The organism is Falsiroseomonas ponticola (assembly GCF_016805305.1).
GTDB classification, from domain to species: Bacteria; Pseudomonadota; Alphaproteobacteria; order Acetobacterales; family Acetobacteraceae; genus Falsiroseomonas; species Falsiroseomonas ponticola.
On the sequence record NZ_JAERQN010000004.1, the window covers coordinates 394,886 to 412,937 of the forward strand.

20 protein-coding genes and 1 tRNA gene are annotated in these 18,052 nt (G+C 70.1%); 7 read left to right on the forward strand and 14 right to left on the reverse strand.

Features of this window, described 5'->3' with window-relative positions; translation table 11 throughout:
- The first annotated feature begins 12 nt into the window (after positions 1–12).
- Positions 13–342, forward strand: coding sequence for a hypothetical protein (locus tag JJI54_RS15150; protein ID WP_203073829.1), 330 nt, complete (start codon positions 13–15; stop codon positions 340–342).
- Here JJI54_RS15150 and JJI54_RS15155 read toward each other — a convergent pair.
- Positions 333–1,121, reverse strand: a complete 789-nt coding sequence (locus JJI54_RS15155; RefSeq protein WP_203073830.1) for an N-acyl homoserine lactonase family protein — start codon at positions 1,119–1,121, stop codon at positions 333–335. The genes JJI54_RS15150 and JJI54_RS15155 overlap by 10 nt on opposite strands.
- A 4-nt stretch (positions 1,122–1,125) precedes the next feature.
- Positions 1,126–2,043, reverse strand: a complete 918-nt coding sequence (locus JJI54_RS15160) for an NAD(P)-dependent oxidoreductase (protein WP_203073831.1) — start codon at positions 2,041–2,043, stop codon at positions 1,126–1,128.
- A 104-nt stretch (positions 2,044–2,147) separates the two neighbouring features.
- Between JJI54_RS15160 and JJI54_RS15165 the strand changes: the two genes are divergently transcribed.
- Positions 2,148–3,038 carry an alpha/beta fold hydrolase gene (locus JJI54_RS15165; RefSeq protein ID WP_203073832.1) on the forward strand — a complete coding sequence of 297 codons (891 nt, stop codon included), beginning with the start codon at positions 2,148–2,150 and terminating at the stop codon, positions 3,036–3,038.
- Here JJI54_RS15165 and JJI54_RS15170 read toward each other — a convergent pair.
- The 10 genes from JJI54_RS15170 to JJI54_RS15215 all read right to left on the reverse strand — a co-directional run bounded on the left by JJI54_RS15170 (position 3,019) and on the right by JJI54_RS15215 (position 11,910).
- Entirely contained in the window at positions 3,019–3,525 is a 507-nt protein-coding gene (locus JJI54_RS15170) for a DinB family protein (protein WP_203073833.1), read from the reverse strand. The two genes, JJI54_RS15165 and JJI54_RS15170, sit on opposite strands and share 20 nt — an antisense overlap.
- Positions 3,522–4,520, reverse strand: a complete 999-nt coding sequence (locus JJI54_RS15175) for a GNAT family N-acetyltransferase (RefSeq protein ID WP_203073834.1) — start codon at positions 4,518–4,520, stop codon at positions 3,522–3,524. Before JJI54_RS15175 ends, JJI54_RS15170 begins: the two co-directional genes overlap by 4 nt.
- Positions 4,517–5,719: a pyridoxal phosphate-dependent aminotransferase gene (locus JJI54_RS15180; RefSeq protein ID WP_203073835.1), complete on the reverse strand. Its 1,203-nt coding sequence runs from the start codon at positions 5,717–5,719 to the stop codon at positions 4,517–4,519. The genes JJI54_RS15175 and JJI54_RS15180 overlap by 4 nt, the downstream gene beginning before the upstream one ends.
- Positions 5,720–5,773: 54 nt before the next feature.
- On the reverse strand, positions 5,774–6,214 hold the full coding sequence (locus tag JJI54_RS15185) for a GNAT family N-acetyltransferase (protein ID WP_203073836.1): 441 nt from the start codon (positions 6,212–6,214) through the stop codon (positions 5,774–5,776).
- Positions 6,215–6,260: 46 nt separating this feature from the next.
- Complete coding sequence (locus JJI54_RS15190; protein WP_203073837.1) at positions 6,261–7,460, reverse strand: pyridoxal phosphate-dependent aminotransferase; 1,200 nt, start codon at positions 7,458–7,460, stop codon at positions 6,261–6,263.
- Positions 7,461–7,546: 86 nt separating this feature from the next.
- Positions 7,547–7,909, reverse strand: coding sequence for a hypothetical protein (locus tag JJI54_RS15195; protein ID WP_203073838.1), 363 nt, complete (start codon positions 7,907–7,909; stop codon positions 7,547–7,549).
- Between the two features lie 44 nt (positions 7,910–7,953).
- Entirely contained in the window at positions 7,954–8,751 is a 798-nt protein-coding gene (locus JJI54_RS15200) for an ABC transporter permease subunit (RefSeq protein WP_203073839.1), read from the reverse strand.
- A 2-nt stretch (positions 8,752–8,753) separates the two neighbouring features.
- Positions 8,754–9,635, reverse strand: a complete 882-nt coding sequence (locus JJI54_RS15205) for an ABC transporter permease subunit (RefSeq protein ID WP_203073840.1) — start codon at positions 9,633–9,635, stop codon at positions 8,754–8,756.
- The gene (locus JJI54_RS15210) at positions 9,632–10,807 is read right to left on the reverse strand and encodes an ABC transporter ATP-binding protein (protein WP_203073841.1); all 1,176 of its coding nucleotides are present in this window, start codon (positions 10,805–10,807) and stop codon (positions 9,632–9,634) included. The genes JJI54_RS15205 and JJI54_RS15210 overlap by 4 nt, the downstream gene beginning before the upstream one ends.
- On the reverse strand, positions 10,804–11,910 hold the full coding sequence (locus tag JJI54_RS15215; protein WP_203073842.1) for an extracellular solute-binding protein: 1,107 nt from the start codon (positions 11,908–11,910) through the stop codon (positions 10,804–10,806). The genes JJI54_RS15210 and JJI54_RS15215 overlap by 4 nt, the downstream gene beginning before the upstream one ends.
- Before the next feature lie 354 nt (positions 11,911–12,264).
- On the opposite strand from JJI54_RS15215, the gene JJI54_RS15220 reads away from it, so the two are divergent.
- The 5 genes from JJI54_RS15220 to JJI54_RS15240 all read left to right on the forward strand — a co-directional run bounded on the left by JJI54_RS15220 (position 12,265) and on the right by JJI54_RS15240 (position 16,865).
- On the forward strand, positions 12,265–12,915 hold the full coding sequence (locus tag JJI54_RS15220) for a hypothetical protein (RefSeq protein ID WP_203073843.1): 651 nt from the start codon (positions 12,265–12,267) through the stop codon (positions 12,913–12,915).
- Positions 12,916–12,960: 45 nt separating this feature from the next.
- On the forward strand, positions 12,961–15,315 hold the full coding sequence (locus tag JJI54_RS15225; protein ID WP_203073844.1) for a glycosyl hydrolase family 28-related protein: 2,355 nt from the start codon (positions 12,961–12,963) through the stop codon (positions 15,313–15,315).
- 37 nt (positions 15,316–15,352) lie between these two features.
- Positions 15,353–15,622 carry a hypothetical protein gene (locus tag JJI54_RS15230; protein ID WP_203073845.1) on the forward strand — a complete coding sequence of 90 codons (270 nt, stop codon included), beginning with the start codon at positions 15,353–15,355 and terminating at the stop codon, positions 15,620–15,622.
- Between the two features lie 31 nt (positions 15,623–15,653).
- Entirely contained in the window at positions 15,654–16,028 is a 375-nt protein-coding gene (locus JJI54_RS15235; protein WP_203073846.1) for a phage tail fiber protein, read from the forward strand.
- A 93-nt stretch (positions 16,029–16,121) separates the two neighbouring features.
- On the forward strand, positions 16,122–16,865 hold the full coding sequence (locus tag JJI54_RS15240) for a Crp/Fnr family transcriptional regulator (RefSeq protein ID WP_203073847.1): 744 nt from the start codon (positions 16,122–16,124) through the stop codon (positions 16,863–16,865).
- A gap of 22 nt (positions 16,866–16,887) precedes the next feature.
- Here JJI54_RS15240 and JJI54_RS15245 read toward each other — a convergent pair.
- Positions 16,888–16,962, reverse strand: a tRNA-Thr gene (locus JJI54_RS15245).
- Between the two features lie 94 nt (positions 16,963–17,056).
- Positions 17,057–18,046, reverse strand: a complete 990-nt coding sequence (locus tag JJI54_RS15250) for a hypothetical protein (RefSeq protein ID WP_203073848.1) — start codon at positions 18,044–18,046, stop codon at positions 17,057–17,059.
- Positions 18,047–18,052 lie beyond the last annotated feature (6 nt).

The following is an 18,052-nucleotide window of genomic DNA, read 5'->3' on the forward strand; positions in this document are numbered from 1 at the left end:
TATCTGCGCGCCATGTCCGCCTTCTTCCTTTCGGCGCTGCTGCTCTCGGTGGCCGCCTATATCCATACGCGGTCGGAGGACCCGGCCATGCGGCCGGCCAACCCGATCGCGGACCTGTTCTGGCGCGGGCTGTCCTATCTGTGTCTGGCGGTGTGGGCGCTGATGATCCTGCGCGGCTTCTACACCCGCCACTGGGCCGATGGGCTGGCGGCGCTGCTCGGTTCCTTCGCCGTCAACTGGTGGTTCGGCTATCGCGGGCCGAAGCCCGCCTGGCCGGGAGTCTCCATGCTGTTCGGCGTGGTGGGGCTCGGCCTGGCCGTCTATTCCTACCTCTACGAGTAGGGCGGCAGGTCGAGGCGCGTTGCCTCCGGGTTTCCCGGCTCCGCCGGGAAGCGGCTGCGCACCAGCGGGTCATGCCCCGGGATCACCAGGCTTTCGTCGCCACCCGCAAGCGCCCGCGCCCGACGCCAGCCCTGCACCATGGCGCCCAGGTCGAAGACGATGGGGAACGGGTTCTCCCGCGCCATGTTGGCGTAGTAGTGGCTGGCGTCGCCGGCGATGACGAGGGGGCCGCGCGCCGTTGCGATGCGCACCATCTGCAGCCCGCCGGAATGGCCACCGACGCCGTGCAGCGTCACGCCCGGCGCGACCTCCCCTTCCCCGTCATGGAAGACCACGCGATCCGCATAGACGGCGCGCACCAGGCGGACCACGTCCTCGACCTCGAAGGGATGGCGCAGGCAGTGGCTGCACATGTGGCGGCCGGTGGCGAAGGAGACCTCATTGTCCTGGATGTGCAGGCGCGCCTTCGGGAACAGGTCGAGGTTGCCGGCGTGGTCGTAGTGCAGATGCGTGACGATCACGTCCTGGATCGCGGCGGGATCGACGCCGATAGCGCGCAGGCAATCGCCCACCGGGCGCAGGATGGTGCGGCCGCGCTTCGCCGCCGTCTCCTCGCTGAAGCCGGTATCGACCAGCACCAGGCGCCCTTCCGGCCCGCGCAGCAGCCAGACGAAGTAGTCCATCGGCATGGCGTCATGCGCATCCGCCACCGGCATCATGAAGTTGGACTGCGCGGTGCGCTCATGCCGCGCGTAGCGCAGCGCCAGGACTTCCCACATGGCGCTACGCCTTCTTCGGGATCTGGGGCGATTCGAGCGCGGATGCGGCCAGCGCCTCGCTGAACCGTGCCGCCGCCGTATGGTCCTGCCCCGGGCCGAGCAGCGACGCCGCCGCCGCCCACAATTCCCGCGTCTGCGCGGCGAGCGGCGCGGGCGTGCCTGTCTCCCGCCCCACCTGCAGGGCGATGGACAGGTCCTTCACCATCAGGTCCAGCCCGAAGCCGGAGTTGAATTTCCGCGAGAGCACGAACTGGTTCAGCTTCCGCTGGGTGCTGTTGTTCATGCCGGTGGAGTTGTTCAGTACCTCCACCATCACGGCGGGGTCGAGCCCGAAGCGGCTGCCGATCAGCAGCGCCTCCACGCTGATCAGGAAGCCCGCGGCGCTGACGAGGTTGTTGAGCGCCTTCATCGCCTGGCCGGCGCCGACATCGCCGCAGCGCGTGATGCTGCCGCCCATGGCGCGCAGCAGCGGGTCCACGCGGTCCAGCGGCACCGCATCACCGCCCGTCATGATGGCGAGCGTCCCCGTCTCCGCCCGCGCCACGCCGCCGGAGACCGGCGCATCGACCATGGCGATCCCATGCGCCGCCAGATCCTGCGCCATGGCGCGGGTGGCGGAGGGTTCGCCGGACGACATCTCGATCACGACGGCACCGGGGGCGAGGTTCGGCCGCATGGCGGCGATGACCTCCGCCACCTCCCGGCTTGTCGGCAGCATGGTGATGACGGCGCCGGCGCCCTGGGCCGCCGCGGCGGCGCTGGCGGCGGCGATGCCGCCATGCTTCGCGGCGAAATCCGTGGCGCGGCCGGGCACGGCATCATGCACCGCGACCGTGAAGCCGGCCTCCCGCAGCCTGATGGCCATGGGCCAGCCCATCCGCCCGATGCCGATGAAGGCCACGCGGCTGATCCCGCTTTCCATGCCGTCTCTCCCCCGTTTCGCCCGCAAGGCTGGCCGTAGCCGCGGCGGGGGTCAACGGCCCGCGGCGACGGACTAGGCTGCGCCATTCAGCAGGAGCGGCCACCATGTTCGAGGGCTTCATCGAGGAGACGCGCGACGCGGATGGCCAGGCGCTGCGCCTGCGGCGGGGCGGCGAGGGCCCTCCCCTGCTGCTGCTGCACGGCAACCCGCAGACCCATGCCATGTGGCACAAGGTGGCGCCGGTTCTGGCGCGGGACTTCACCGTGGTCTGCCCGGACCTGCGGGGCTACGGGCTTTCCGGCAAGCATCCCGTCTCCGCGGATCATGCGGCCTATGCGAAGCGGGCGATGGCGGCGGACATGGTGTCGCTGATGCGCGGCCTGGGCTTCGACCGCTTCCAGGTGGTGGCGCATGACCGGGGCGCGCGGGTCGCGCATCGGATGGCGCTGGACTGGCCGCCGGCGGTGGAGCGGCTCTGCACCATGGATATCGTGCCGACGCTGCATCACTTCGAGACGACCGACATGGCCTTCGCCATGGGCTATTATCACTGGTTCTGGCTGGCCCAGCCGCATCCGAAGCCGGAACGCCTGATCCTGCGGGATGTCGAGGACTGGTTCGACATGCACACCTCCCGCGAGCCGAAGGACAAAGGCTTCTTCCATCCGGAGGCGCGCGCGGACTACCTGGCCGCGCTACGCACGCCCGGCACCGTCGAGGCGATCTGCGAGGAGTATCGCGCCGCCACCACGATCGACCTGGAGCATGACCGCGCCAGCCGGGAGGCCGGCCAGAAGGTCCAATGCCCGCTGCTCGCGCTCTGGGGCGCCAAGGGCAAGGTCGGCGTCTGGTACCAGCCACTCGAGGTCTGGGGGCGCTACGCCAGCGGGCCGGTCAGCGGCGGCCCCGTCAATTCAGGCCACTACCTCGCGGAGGAAGCGCCGGAGGAGGTGCTGGCGGCGCTGGAGGGCTTCCTCAATCGAAGGGCAGGATGAAGGGGATATCCGTGTCCCCCGTCTTCTCGCCGAAGCCGGTGATGAGGGCGTGGGCCTGGCCGCGGTGATGGGTCTGGTGGTTGAAGAAATGCGTCACCAGCACCCAGGTCGGGCGCGTCACGTCCCGCTGCAGGGCGCCGCTGAACCAGGAGAGGGTGCCGGCGAGCCAGGCGGGATCGACCGTGGCGGCCCAGGCCTCGATCCGGCTGTCCGTCTCGGCGCGGATGGTCTTCAGCACGGCCCAATCGTCATGCAGCGCCACGCTGGCGGGGATGCCGCCCTTCGGGGCCTCCCACCCCGCGAAGCGAGACATCCAGGTGGTGTCGCCCCAGACGAGGTGGTTGAGCGTGGCGTGGAGGGAGCCGAAGAAGGCGCCGCGATCCTCCCGCCGCTGCGGCTCCGTCAGCCGGTCCGCGGCGGCATAGAGGCGCCGGTTCATCTCGGCATTGTAGGCGGCCATCAGGCGGACATGGTCGGGGGAGATCACGGCACGGCCTTCCAGAAATACAGGATGTCCCGGGGCTGCATCGCCTCGTCCAGCTCGCCGCCGGGGATGCAGCCGCCCTCCGCCCAGCCAGTGGCACGATACAGCGCCTCCGCCGCCGTGCCACGGCGCGTATCCAGCACCATCAGGCGCCGCGCGACCCCGCGCGCCGTCTGGTCCACGCGCCGCATCAGCGCCCGGCCCACACCCTGGCGGCGATGGGCGGGATCGACCATCAGCTTCTCGACATCCACGCGATGCGGCTGGTTCGGCTCCGTCGCCAGGCCGAGCTGCACGGTGCCGACCAGTTCGCCATCCAGCCAGGCCACCAGCAGGATCCGCCGCCCGAGCGCGATATCCGAGGAGACGCGCTTCCACGCATCCCGCGCCACGGCGGGCGAGAGCGGGCGGAGGTAGGACAGGCTCGCGCCCTCCGCCACGCAATCCACCAGCAACTGCGCCAGGCGCCGCTCCGCGCTCGCGGCCGCGGCGGCGTCCAGCGCTTCCACGACCAGGCCGCGGATGGGCTTGGTGTAGCGGAATTCCAGGCTGTTGGAGATGTCGTCGAGGATGCGGATGGAGCCCTGCCGCACGAAGCCGCGCTTCTCATAGAAGCGGTGCGCCGCCTCGAACCGCGTATCGGTCCAGAGCACCAGGCGATGCGCGCCGGCGTCCCGCGCATGCTGCTCCGCCGCTTCCAGAAGGCGGTGCGCCAGGCCGGTGCCGCGTGCCTCCGCCGCCACATAGACCTTGCAGATCTCCCAGGCCTGATCCTGGTTCAGCGGCCGTGTCGCCGCCATGCCGATCAGGCGCCCTTCCTGCTCCGCGACCCAGAGCGCCCCGCCGGCCTCCCCGAAATAGGTGGCCAGCGCCCGAAGCTCCGGCACCTCCGCATCCACGTCCAGGATGCAGTTCGGGTATTCCGACCAGCAGGCATCGATCAGCGCGATGAAGCCCGCTTCGTCCTCATCCCGCCCGGGGCGAAGCGTCGCGGTCACGACAGGCCTTTGCAGAACTCCTGGATGCGGGTGCAGGCCTCCCGCAGGCTTTCCGTGTCCGTGGCGTAGGAGATGCGGACATAGGGGCTCATGCCGTAGGCGCTGCCATGCACCGTCGCGACATAGGCCTCCTCGAGCACCGCCAGAGCGAAGTCGAGGTCCGTCTCGATCCTGCGGCCGCCCTTGCTGGTCTTGCCCAGGCAGCCCGCGACGTTCGGGAAGACGTAGAAGGCGCCTTCGGGCTTGTGGCACTGGATGCCCGGCGCCTGGTTCAGCATGTCCACCACCATGTTGCGGCGGTCGCGGTAGATCGCGGCGCGCTCCTTCACGCCATCCTGCGGCCCGTCCAGCGCGGCGATGGCGGCGGCCTGGCCGACGCTGCTGGTGCCGGCGCTGATCTGGCTCTGCATGTTCACCATGGCGGCGATCAGGTTCTTCGGGCCGCCGCAGAAGCCGATGCGCCAGCCCGTCATCGCATAGGTCTTGGACACGCCGTTGACCGTCAGCACCCGGTCCTTCAGCCGCGGCTCCACATCCGCGATGGTGCAGAACTCGAACCCGTCATAGACGAGGTGTTCATACATGTCGTCGGTCAGCACCCAGACATGCGGGTGCTTCAGCAGCACCTCCGCCAGCGCCTTCATCTCCGCCCGCGAACAGGCGGCGCCCGTCGGGTTGTTCGGGAAGTTGAGGAACAGCCACTTCGTCTTTGGCGTGATGGCGGCGTCGAGGTCCTCCGGGCGCAGCTTGAAGCCGTTGTTCTGCGGGCAGGGGATGGTCACCGGCGTCGCGGTGGCAAGCTTCGCCATCTCCGCGTAGCTGGTCCAGTAGGGGGCCGGGATCAGCACCTCGTCACCCGGGTCGCAGGTGCCGAACAGCGCGTTCATGATCACCTGCTTGCCGCCATTGGAGATCATGATCTCGTTCAGCGCGTAGTCGAGGTTGTTGTCGCGCTTGAACTTGCGCTGCACGGCTTCCTTCAGCGCACGCGTGCCGTCCTGCGGCGGATACTTCGTCTCGCCCCGCAGCGCGGCCTGGTAGCCGGCCTCGATGGCGTGGCGGGGGCTGTCGAAATTGGGCTCCCCGATCGCCAGGCTGATGACCTTCTGGCCGGAGGCCGCGATCTCTCGCGCGCGGTTGGTCATGACCGCCGTGGCGGCCAGCTTGATGTCGTTCAACCGTGTGGCGAGAGCGGGCATGGTGAGTGCTTTCCCGTGCGAAGGCCGGTGGTGTAGCCAAGCCAGCCGGGCGGCTCAATCCGCCGGGCGGCGCATGACCCAGTCGAAGGGCTTCTCGTCGATGACGGCGAAGCCGAGCCGTTCCCAGAAGCGCCGCGCGGGGCTTTCCTTCAGCACTTCGATCCAGAAGGACCGGCCGGGATGGGCGGCCTGGATGGCGCGGAAGACGGCCTCGCCCAGCCCCTGCCCTTGATGGGCGCTGTCGAGGAAGAGGCTGTGGATCTCCACATCCGGGCCATCGGGCTCGATGCCGACGCAGCCCAGCGTATCCCCGCCCGCCTCGATCACCCGCAGGATGCCCGCGTCGAACTGCTTGCGCATGCGCGACCGGCGGCGATCCGGGTCGAAGCGGCCCACCCGCTCCAGATGCTCCCGCATCACCCGGATGGACAGCGCCAGCATCGGCTCGAAATCCGCCTCCGCCGCGCGGCGGAGGCGGAAGATGTGGCTGGCCATGCGATTCAGACCTTCAGGCCTGCGGCCTTCCGGTCATCGCACGGCGTCACTTCAGACCGGCACAGAAGGCCTGGATGCGGGTGCAGGCATCCGTCAGCGACGCATCGTCGGTCGCGTAGCTGATGCGGAAATGCCCGGGGAACATGAAGGCGGCGCCGTGCACGGTCGCCACACCCTGTTCCTCCAGCAGGCCGAGGCAGAAATCCTCGCAGGTCTCGATCTTCTTGCCGGACGCGCTGGTCTTGCCGAGGCAGCCGCGGATGTCCGGGAAGACGTAGAAGGCGCCTTCCGGCGTCGGGCAGCGCACGCCCTGTGCCTTGTTCAGCATGCCGACGACCAGGTCGCGGCGGCGCTGATAGACGACGCGCATCGCCTCCACGCTGTCCTGCTGGCCGGTCAGGGCCTCGATCGCCGCCGCCTGGCTGATGGAGGAGGTGTTGGAGGTGGACTGGCTCTGCAGCTTGTCCATCGCCTTGATGAGCTGCACGGGCGCGCCGGCGAAGCCGATGCGCCAGCCGGTCATGGCATAGGCCTTGGAGCAGCCATTCATGGTGACCGTGCGGTCCTTGAGGCGCGGCTCCACCTCGACCAGCGTCGCGAACTTGATGCCGTAGGTCAGCTTCTCATAGATGTCGTCGGAGAAGATCCAGACATTCGGGTGGCGCAGCAGCACCTCCGCCAGGCCCTTCAGCTCCTCCGCCGTGTAGCCGGCGCCGGTCGGGTTGGACGGGTTGTTGAGGATCAGCCACTTGGTCTTGGGCGTGATCGCCGCTTCCAGCTGCTCCGGCGTCATCTTGAAGCCCTGGTTCGGGCCGCAGGCGACGATCACGGGCTTGCCTTCGGCCAGCGCCACGATGTCCGGGTAGCTCACCCAGCACGGCGCCGGGATGATGGCCTCGTCGCCCGGGTTGATGGTGGCGACCAGCGCATCGAAGATAACCTGCTTGCCGCCGGTGGCGACCAGGATCTCCTCCGGCTTGTAGTCGATGTTGTTGTCGCGCTTGAATTTCTCGCAGACCGCCTTGCGCAGTGCCATGGTGCCGGCGACGTCCGTATACTTCGTCTCGCCGCGCTCGATGGCCGCGATCGCCGCGTCCTTCACGTTGCGGGGCGTGTCGAAGTCGGGCTCCCCGGCGGCGAGGGAGATCACATCCTTCCCCGCGGCCTTCAGCGCGCGCGCCTTCGCCGTCATGGCGATGGTCAGCGAGGGCGAAATGCGGTCGAGGCGATCGGCGATGAGGTTCATGGCTTGTCCGGCGTCCCTGCCCAGCCCATGCCGGGCGGCGGGTCGTTTCCTAGACCCGGCGGCACGGATCGTCCACCGTCCTGCCTCTATTCCAGGCGGAGCGGACGGTAGCCCTGGAAGGTGAAGCCGCGCTCCGCCATGCAGTTGCGGCGCCAGCCCTCCCGCGGGCCGTTGTTGATATCCACCTGGGAATACTGGGCCGGGCGGTAGCGTTCGGTCACGCGGCAGCGTTCCTGCCCCCGGTCCCGCCAGCAATCACGGTCCCGTTCGATGCGGGCGGGCACGCTCATCTGCCAGACAAGCTGGGGCGGGACGGCCAAGGCGGCCTCGTTCCGGCAGGCCTCCACCATCGCATCGGCCTCCGCCTCGCTGGTCCCGGGCCGCGTCCAGCGTTCGGCGCAGGCGGTCAGCAGCAGGCAGGCGAGAAGGGCGGGTCCGGCGATACGCATGCGCGGAGCTTAGGCGAGCCTTGTGGATAAAGCATGGCAGGCCGTCAGCCCCGTCGGCCCCTAGCCACCACCCAGGTCGCCACCCCGAGGCCCAGCGCGACGGCCGCCACCAGCAGCGTCGCCAGCGCATAGAGGTCCGGCGCCAGGCCGAGCCGGACGGCGGAGAAGATCACCATCGGCAGGGTGGAGGCGCCGGGGCCGGAGACGAAGCTGGCAATCACCAGGTCATCGAGCGAGAGGGTGAAGGCCAGCAGCCAGCCCGCCGCGATGGCCGGCGCGATCAGCGGCAGGGTGATGAGGAAGAAGACCTTCCAGGGCCTGGCCCCGAGGTCCATCGCCGCTTCCTCCAGGCTCGTGTCGAAATCCGCGAGTCGCGCCTGCACCACCACCGCGACATAGGCCGCGCCGAAGGTGGCATGGGCGATCGCCACCGTGTCCGCCCCGCGCCCGGCCGGGAAGCCGAAGGCCTGTTCCAGGGCGACGAACAGCAGCAGCAGGGACAGGCCGGTGATCACCTCCGGCATCACCAGGGGCGCGGCCATGGCGCCGGCGAAGGCGGTGCGGCCGCGGAAGCGCCCCATCCGCGCCAGGGCGAAGCCCGCCACCACGCCCAGCACGGTCGCCATGGTGGCGGATACCGCCGCGATGCGCAGCGACAGCCCCGCCGCATCCATCAGCGCCTCATTCTCCCACAACGCCAGGTACCAGCGGCCGGAGAACCCCGTGAAGGTCGTGACCAGGCGGCTGTCGTTGAAGGAGAACAGCACCATCAGCAGGATGGGCAGGTAGAGGAAGGCGAAGCCGAGGCCGAGCGGCACGGCCAGCCTGGAGGCCCGGCGCATGGCTACCGCCCCTCCCGCGCCGCGCGCGCCTGGAACAGGGCGATCGGCGCGACCAGCAGCAGCAGCAGCACCAGCGCCAGGGCGGAGGCGAGCGGCCAGTCCCGGTTCTGGAAGAACTCCGTCCACAGCACGCGGCCGATCAGCTGGGCATCCGGCCCGCCGAGCAGTTCCGGGATCACGAACTCCCCGACCGCGGGGATGAAGACGAGGAGGAAGCCCGCCACCACCCCGGGCATGGACAGCGGCAGGGTCACCCGCAGGAAGGCCCGGAACGGGGTCGCGCCCAGGTCCTCCGCGGCCTCCAGCAGCGCCGGGTCCAGCCTGGACAGGGTGGCATAGAGCGGCAGGACCATGAAGGGCAGGTAGCAGTAGGTGATGCCGACATAGAGCGCGAAGTCGGTGTAGAGCAGGTGCAGCGGCTCCTGGATCAGGCCCAGCGCCATCAGCGCCCCGTTCAGCCATCCCTGGTCCTGCAGGATGCCGATCCAGGCGGTGATGCGGAGCAGGAACGACGTCCAGAAGGGCAGGATGACGAGCATCAGCAGCGTCGCGCGCCAGCGTTCCGGCGCGCGGGCGATGGCCAGCGCCATGGGGTAGCCCACCAGCAGGCAGAGCGTGGCGGAAATGGCGGCGACGCGAAGGCTGCGCAGCCCGGCCTCCACGTAGAAGGGATCCTCCAGGAACAGCCGGAAATTCGCCAGGTTGATCTGGATGACCGGCCCCCCTTCCTCCGTCCAGCGCAGCAGGGGCGTGTAGGGGGGCAGGCCCTCGCTGGGTTCGGCGAAGGCGATGGTCAGCACGATGAGGAATGGCACCACGAAGAACAGCGCCATCCAGGTCCAGGGTAGGGCCAGCACCAGGGCGCGGCCGAGCCGCCCGGTCATTCCGGCAGCACCATGCTCGCTTCGGGGTCCCAGGTGACGGCGACGCGGTCCTCCCAATCCACCGGCCGCGCCGTCATCCGGCGCAGGTTCGGCTGGCTGACCCGGATCTCCTTCCCCGTGTCGAGCACCACGTAATACATGAAGAAATCGCCGAAATAGGCGATGTCCCTCACCCGCCCGACCAGCCTGTTGTCGCCGAGCGGCGTCGCCGGGTCGGTGCGTTCGATCCGCATCCGCTCCGGCCGGATGGCGACATAGGCGCGGCTGCCGACGGGCTTGAGGGCCCCGGCCTCCGCCAGGATGTCGAAATCCAATTCCGAGCTGCCGATGCGCGTCACCTGGTCATCCGCGGCTTCGACCACGCCTTCCAGGATGTTGGCGGTGCCTAGGAATTCGGCGGTGAAGCGGCTGTTCGGGAATTCATAGACCTCCCCGGGCGTGCCCACCTGCGCCAGCGTGCCGCGGTCCATGACGGCCAGGCGGGTCGCCATGGTCATCGCCTCCTCCTGGTCATGGGTGACGATGACGAAGGTGGTGCCGGTGCGTTCCTGGATGTTCACCAGTTCGAACTGCGTCGCCTCCCGCAAATTCTTGTCGAGGGCGGAGAGCGGTTCGTCGAGAAGCAGCAGCTTGGGGCGCTTGGCCAGCGCACGGGCCAGCGCCACGCGGGCCTTCTGCCCGCCGGACAGCGCGGAAGGCTTGCGGCCACCGAAGCCTTCCATCTGGACCAGCGCCAGCATCTCCGCGACCCGGTCGGCGATCACCGCCTTGGGCGCGCCTTCCTGCCGCAGGCCGAAGCCGATGTTCTGCGCCACCGTCATGTGCGGGAACAGCGCATAGGACTGGAACATCATGTTGATGGGCCGCTCATAGGGCGGCACGCCCGACAGGTCCTGGCCATCCAGCACGATGCGGCCCGCATCGGGCTCGATGAAGCCCGCCAGGCAGCGCAGCAGCGTGGATTTGCCCGACCCGGACGCGCCGAGCAGGGCGAAAAGCTCGCCGCGGTAGATGGGAAGCGTGACCGCATCCAGGGCGACGAAGCCGTCGAAGCGCTTCGTCACCCCCTCGATCCTCAGGAACGGGTCCGCGGCAGGATCGCGCCAGGGCTCGGCCGCGCCGGGCCTCGCCGCGACCTTGCCCTCGGGCCGCTCCGCAGCGGGGCCGCTCACCGGCCCGCCTTGAACCTCGCCCAGACGCGGTTGCGGGCGCGTTCCGCGGCCTGCGGCACGGCGCCGATGGTGAAGAAGCGGGCGCGCATCTCCTCCGTCGGGAAGACGGACGGATCATTCGCCACCTCCGCCGCCACCAGCGGGCGGCTGGCCGGCACGCCGTTGGGGTAGCGGACGTGGTTGGTGATGTTGGCCATCACGTCGGGCTGCAGCAGGAAGTTGATGAAGGCATGCGCCGCGGCCGGATTCGGCGCATCGGCCGGGATGGCCAGCAGGTCGAACCAGAGCTGGGCACCTTCCTTCGGCGCCACGTACTGGATGTTCACGCCCCGATTCGCTTCCTCGGCGCGGGCGGCGGCCTGGATGACGTCACCGGAATAGGCGAAGGCCATGCAGAACTGCCCGCCGGCCAGCGCCTCGATCACGCCGCCGGAGGAGAAGGCGCGGATGAAGGGGCGGATCGTCATCAGCGTCCGCTCCACGTCGCGCAGATCCTCGGGACTCGTGCTGTTCGGATCCTTGCCGAGGTAGCGCAGCACCATCGGGATGACGTCGGAGGCGCTGTCCATCATGACGATGCCGCAGCGCTGGAGTCGCCGCGCATGGGCGGGGTCCAGCAGCAGGCGAAGGCTGTCCATCGGCGCATCGGGCGCCAGGGCGCGGACGCGGTCCACGTTGATGCCGAGTCCGATCGTCCCGTAGAGGTAGAGCGCGCCGAACCGGTTCTCGGGATCCGCGCTGGCCACCTGCTGCTGCAGGGCGGGGTCGATATTGGCCAGGTTGGGGATCAGGCTGCGGTCGAGCGGGCGGAAGGCGCCGGCGCGGGCCAGGCGGGAGAAGGTCGGCTCGCTGGTCGGGACCACGATGTCGTAGCCGGTGCGGCCCGCGGACATCCGGCCTTCCAGGGTCTCCAGGCTGTCATAGATGTCGTAGCGGACGCGGATGCCCGTCTCCCGCACGAAGCGCTGGACCATGTAGGGGTCGATATAGTCGTTCCAGTTGAAGACGTTCACGACCTGCTGCGGGGCCTGCTGCGCCTGCGCAGGGGGCGCGCCGCAGATCGACACCAGCAAGGCCGCCATTACCGCCACTCGACGCATCATCCGAGGCACTCCCGCGATTGGTTGGCGGGGGGAACCCTACCACGAAGGCTGATGGCTGCACGGGGGTGACGAGGCCGGTCCACACTAGGTCTTTTTTCCTTGACCTTTGCGCCGCCCGATTGTAGTCATGCGGCACCACGGGGTGATCTGCGTCCGGATACCGGCGCGGCATCCTGCCCCTGGATGGCTCCGCGGCGGCTTTCCGGCCGCATCCCGGTTCTCCCCGTATCCTCGCAGCCGATCCTGATGGCGCCGGGCCGTGCCCGACGACAGGACAATTGTCCCCTCAACCCCGCATGACCGCGGGCGCGCCTCCGCGCGTCCCTGCGGCCGCCTGTCCAAACGGAGACACTGATGGCCTTCGACAACGCCTCGCTGATCCCCCTGCTCACCGGCAGCGGGTTCACCCTCTGGCTGTATCGGACCACCGATACGCGGGCGACGGCGCTCGGCGCCACCTACTTCGCGCCGGCGGCCGCCCGCATCGATACCGGCGACATCATCCTCCTCCAGGCCTCGGATGCGGTCGCGCTGCTGCCGGTGCGGACGGGCGATGTCGTCGCCTCCGGCGTGGTGCTGGACACGGCGGCGGCGCCGTTCCGGGTGAACCGCACCGCGGCGCAGCGCTTCACCGTTCGCCAGGCGGCGACGGCGGTGGCCATGACCGCCGTCCTCGCGCCGCTCGCCGCCGGCATCGTCGCCAACGGCACGGTCGATGCGCAGGCCACCATCGTGGGGCCGGTGCCCGAGGTCGCCTTCAGCATCAGCGATGCCAACGGCGCCACGGTGCGCGGGCCGCAGACCGCGGCGGTTTCCGCCGGCACCGCCACCGTCAGCCTGCCCGCGCCGCCGGCCGGCACCGGCTACCGGATGCGCGTGCAGGCGACGATCGACCCCGCCGTCGCCGACAGCTCCGCCCCCTTCGCCGTCACGGCGCCCTACGGCCTGCTGCTGCAGACCGGCATGTCGCTGCTGCTGGAGGATGGCGGGCGGGTCCTGATCTGACCGCACGACCCCCTCCCCCGCCCCAGACCAGGACAGGACCCCCCGATGCCTGACGCCAGGATTTCAGAACTGCCGGTCGCCGCGGCGCTGACCGCCGCGGATATCGCGCCCTTCGTGCAGGGCAGCGGCACCGCGGCGCAGACGCGGCGCGCGACCTTCGCCCAGATCACGGCCGGCGTGCATGCCGAACGCATGTTCCATGTGCGGGACTACGGCGCGGTCGGCAACGGTACCACCGACGATGCCGCGGCCATCCAGGCCGCCATCAATGCCGCATCGGCGGCGGGCGGCGGGACCGTCCGCCTCGGACCGCGGCGCTACCGCGTCGTCGCGTCCGACATCACGGTGCTGGAGAATGTCTGCCTGGAGGGTCCCACGACCTTCCCGGGCGGGCAGCGCGCTTCCGCCGACTATCGCGGCATCCCGGGCACGCTGATCATCGATCCCGCCCGCACCGTGCGCGTGATGCGGGCGGCGACGCTGCGGGCGATGACGCTGTCGCGCGATGGGCTGGGGGCGCCGCCCACCAACCTGCGCGCGGGCGTCACACTGCGCGCCGCCATGGCCGGCACGGCGATCACGATCGGCGATGGTTCCGGCAGCCAGCACGACGTGCTGGTCGAGGACCTGCTGATCCTGGGCTTCAACCTGGCGATCCGGTCGGACAACAGCCAGCGCCTCAGTGTCCGCCGCGTGCGGGGCGACAACCAGAACGGCATCTACCTGACGCGCACCTACGACGTCACCCGCATCCACGAGGTGCATTTCTGGCCGTTCCTGACGGGGAACATCTCCAACGTCTCGCTCGCGCAGGTGGGCGTGGCGGGGGTGGCGAATAACGGGTCCGGCCTGGTGCGGCTGACGGCCACCGCCGCGCATGGGCTGGTGACGGGCGACCTCGTCAACACCTATGGCATCGGTGGCGTGCCGGCCAACGGGCTCTACGTCGTGACGGTGGTCGACGCCACGCGGGTGGACCTGCAGGGCAGCACCTTCTCCGGCACCTGGACGGGCGGCGGCAACATCGCCGTCTGGAACAACCGCCGCACGGGCACCGCCTTCCGGGTGGAGGACAGCGACGTCGCGGAATTCGTCAGCTGCTTCGCCTATGGCTACCGGACCGGCTTCGACCTCGGCAACGGCGCGCAGTCGATCCAGCTCAGCAACTGCAGCGTCGACGACCTGCTGTCGCTGAAGGACCCGACGACGGTGGGCGCCCTGATCCAGGGCACCGCCTTCCGCACCAAATGGGTCGGCGGCTTCATCAGCAGCATGTCCACGGCCATCCGCGTCAATTCCTCCTCGCCCAACCAGGGGGACAACCAGTTCGTCGGCGTCATGGTCGGCGGCGACGGCGCGGGGCGGGCGGTCGAGGTCTTCGACGGCGGCCTCACGCTGGTGGCCTGCGACCTTCCGGCGGCGCGGGTCTACATGGCGACGGCCGGCGACAGCCTCTCGGTCGTGGCCTCCGACACCCGTTCCGCCACCTTCCAGGGGCAGACGGCGGCGGACCTGGCGCGCATCGTCCTGGTCGGCAACCGCCTCCAGGCGCTGGGATCGTCCCCGGACCAGGAACGCGCCATTCTCCGCCGCCGCTCCGCCACCCAGGGTGGCGACCTCGACGTCGAGAACCAGGACGGCACCGTCACCTATTCGGTGAGCGTCGGCTCGGGGGCGACGGCGCCGCTGGAGATCGCCGGCGACGCGACGAACAACCCGAATGGCGGCGTGGTCTTCGGGGCGCCGAGCGGCATGACCGCGCCGATGGTCGTGACGCTCCGCCGGCGTTCCACCGCGCCGGCGGCCAACGACCCGCTCGCCCGCGTCGCCTTCAGCGGCAACAACGCGGCGGGGACGGAAACGGTCTTCGCCCGTGCCGGCGGCATCGCGGAGGCCGTGGGCACGGGATCGGAGGCCGGTGCCTTCATCGTCGAGACCCGCAGCGGCGGCAGCGTGACGGAGCGGCTGCGCGTCGCATCGACCGGCACCGTGACGCTGACGGGCCCGCTGGTGCTGCCGGGCGATCCCACCACCACGAACCAGGCGGCCAACAAGGGCTATGTGGACGCCCAGTTCACCTCGCGCCGCCTGCCGGTCGTGGGAACCTCCGCCGCCACGGCGCTGACGCTGGCCGCGCATCACGCGCGGATCGTCTCCGCCAATGCGGGCACGACGCTGTCCATCGACTGGGCGGCGACCGGCGATGGCTTCACCTGCCTGGTCGTCAATCGCACGGGCGCGGACCTCGCGGTGACGATGACGGGCTTCACCGGCAGCACGCCCACCAACCCCGACGGCCTGACGAAGATACGGCCGGACGGGCTGGCGACGCTGCTGGCCTTCAGCCCGGATGGCGGCACGACCAGGCTGCTCATGCTCTCCGGCGCGGCCGCGCCATGAGGCCGCACCGCTCCACCCACGCCCCGAGGAGCCTCCGATGACCGACTGGACCATGATGTGCTGGCAGGGGCCGCCGGCCGCCGCCGCCGACGGCCTGCGCCAGTTCGGATGGTCGGGACCCGGCGAAGGCCCGAGCGACGCGATCGACGCCCGCATCGGCGGGTTCATCCCGCCGATCGGCCAGCCCATCGTCACCATCGAGGGGACCGCCTTCGTGGCGCTGGTGGCCACCGGGCCGATCGAGCCGCCGAGCGGCCTGGCACCCACCGACCCCGACCTGTCCCGCAGCATCATCGGCAGCTTCTGACGCCGCATCCCATACCGAGGAGACCCGCAGCATGTCCGACCTCACCGACTACGCAAAGAACCTGCTGGCCCGCAGCCTGTGCGGCCGCCTGCCCACCCTGCCCACCGCCGCCTGGGCCGCGGTGGGCACCGGCGGGTCCGACGCCGCCGGCATCACCGGCGAGCCGGCCGGCACCGGCTATGCCCGCCAGCGCGTGACCTTCACCGGCACCGGCCAGCAGCGGAATGTCGAGGCGATCCGCTTCACCTTCACCGCCGCGGCCGGGACCGTGAGCCATGTCGGCCTGTTCGATGCCGCCACCGGCGGCAACCCGCTGACCTGGTCCGCCCTGGCATCCCCCGTGACCGTGGCCGGCCCCGGCACGGTGACGATCGCGGTGGACGCCCTGACCGTGACGCCCGAGTAAGCCCCGCTTGACAGGAAGGGTTGTCCAGCCCCCTTGAAGCCGAGCGAAACGCTCGGATAACCTCACCCCCGGAGAGAACGGGGGAGGCAAGGCGTGAATCCGCTCGATGCGGCCAGGCGAATGGTGCGTGACGCCTTGGGCGAGGGCGAGATCTGCGGCACCTGCGGATCCCGCGTCGCCGGGCTTTGCAGGCCGCTGGACGCCGCGACCCTGGACGACGTGCTGGCGGAAGCCGAGCACGTCGTCTTCGGCGCCCGTGACTACCTCTTCCAGGAGGGTGACCGGGCGGGCCACGTCTTCACGCTGGTGCACGGCACGGCCAAGCTGGTCCGGCTGCTGCCCGATGGCCGGGAGCAGGTGCTGGGCTTCCGCTTCACGGGGGATGTGCTCGGCTACACGACGGGCGGCACCTACCCCTTCGCCGCCCAACTGCTGACCGGCGCGACCGTTTGCCGGCTGGACCGCCACCGGCTGGACGCGCTGATGCGCCGCTATCCCTCGCTGGAGCGGCGGTTCCTCGACCTCTGCATCCAGGAACTGGCAGCGACGCAGGACCAGCTGGTGACTGTCGGCCGCCGCACCGCGGAAGCCCGGCTCGCCGCCTTCCTGCTCTCCCTGGCGGAGAGCGGGCACCGGCGGCACATCGACGGGCCGGTGCTCGACATGCCGATGACCCGCGCGGATATCGCCGACTTCCTGGGCCTGACGCTGGAGACCGTGAGCCGCGGCTTCACGGCCTTCCGCCGCCGGGGCTGGATCCGCGAACCGTCGCATGGCCGCGTGGAGATCCTGCGGCGGGACGAACTGACGGAGCTGACGGACGGGGAGCCGGGCTGAGCCGGCGCGGCGCGGCGCGGGATGGTGCTGCTGGAGAGGATTGAACTCTCGACCTCTCCCTTACCAAGGGAGTGCTCTACCACTGAGCTACAGCAGCGTGCCGCCGGCGAAGTGGTCGGCTTCCTAGCGGTTCAGGGGGGGGCGCGCAACCCCCGCCACCCGGCCGGCGGGCGGGCGCCCCCGCTCCCCCGTCAGGCGAGGAGCGAGCCGTTCGCCGCCAGCCAGTCCCGTTCCTCCGGCCGCAGCGCGGGCACCTTGTAGCGGCGGCGCAATTCGGCCACGGGCTGCTCCACCGCGGACCAGAGATCCCATTCCGCCAGCAGGTCCACCTCCGTCGCCGCGCCGCGCGCGACGGCACGGAAGAAGGCGTCCGGCTTCAGCTCATCGGCCAGCACCGGCCCCGGCATCACCTGGAAGCCGGCCTGGAACTGCAACAGCGTCAGCAGGAGCAGGTCCATGCACAGGACCTCCGTATTGCCGCCGCTGAAGGCGGCGTTGAGCATCTCCCCCTGCAGTGACGTCTCGTATTCACTGATGATGTGGTAGACCTCGTGCTTCGACCAGCCTTCCGGAAAGCTCTTCGGCTCCCCCGGCATCGGGAAGCCGCGATCGCGGTAGAAACGGAACAGGCTGTGGCCGAGCGTCCCCTCCGGCCGGGCTTCCAGGCCGCGGTACCGCGCCAGCAGGGTCCGGTCCACGAGCATGGCATAGACGCCCGGGATCGCAGGCATGGCGATGCGGATCATGTCGAGCCAGTCCCGCAGCCGCGCCCGGCCTGTCGGCGACCAGTAATGCGCGACGGAGCGCATCATCAGCCGGAGCGCCAGCTTCCGGAACTTGCGCTGCTCGGCCAGCCGGAGCAGGCCGACGCCATATTCATCCACGCCAAGCTGCTCGGCCACCGCCTCCACCAGGCGCACCTTGGCGTCCAGCACCTTCTTGTCGATCACCGGCAGCATGGCGAGGATGCGCACCACCTCGCGCCGCATCGTTGGCGTGTCGATGGCCTGTGCCAGATCCGCCGGCAGGGACAGCGCCGGTGGGTCGATCGGTTCATCGAGATGCAGCAGGTGGCGCTGGATCGCGAGGATGCTGTCGGCCTCGACAGGCAGCAGCGGCAGCGTGCCCTCCGCCGTCGCGACGGCGTGCATCGCCTGCACGATCAAGCGTGCCTGCGGCATCGTTGG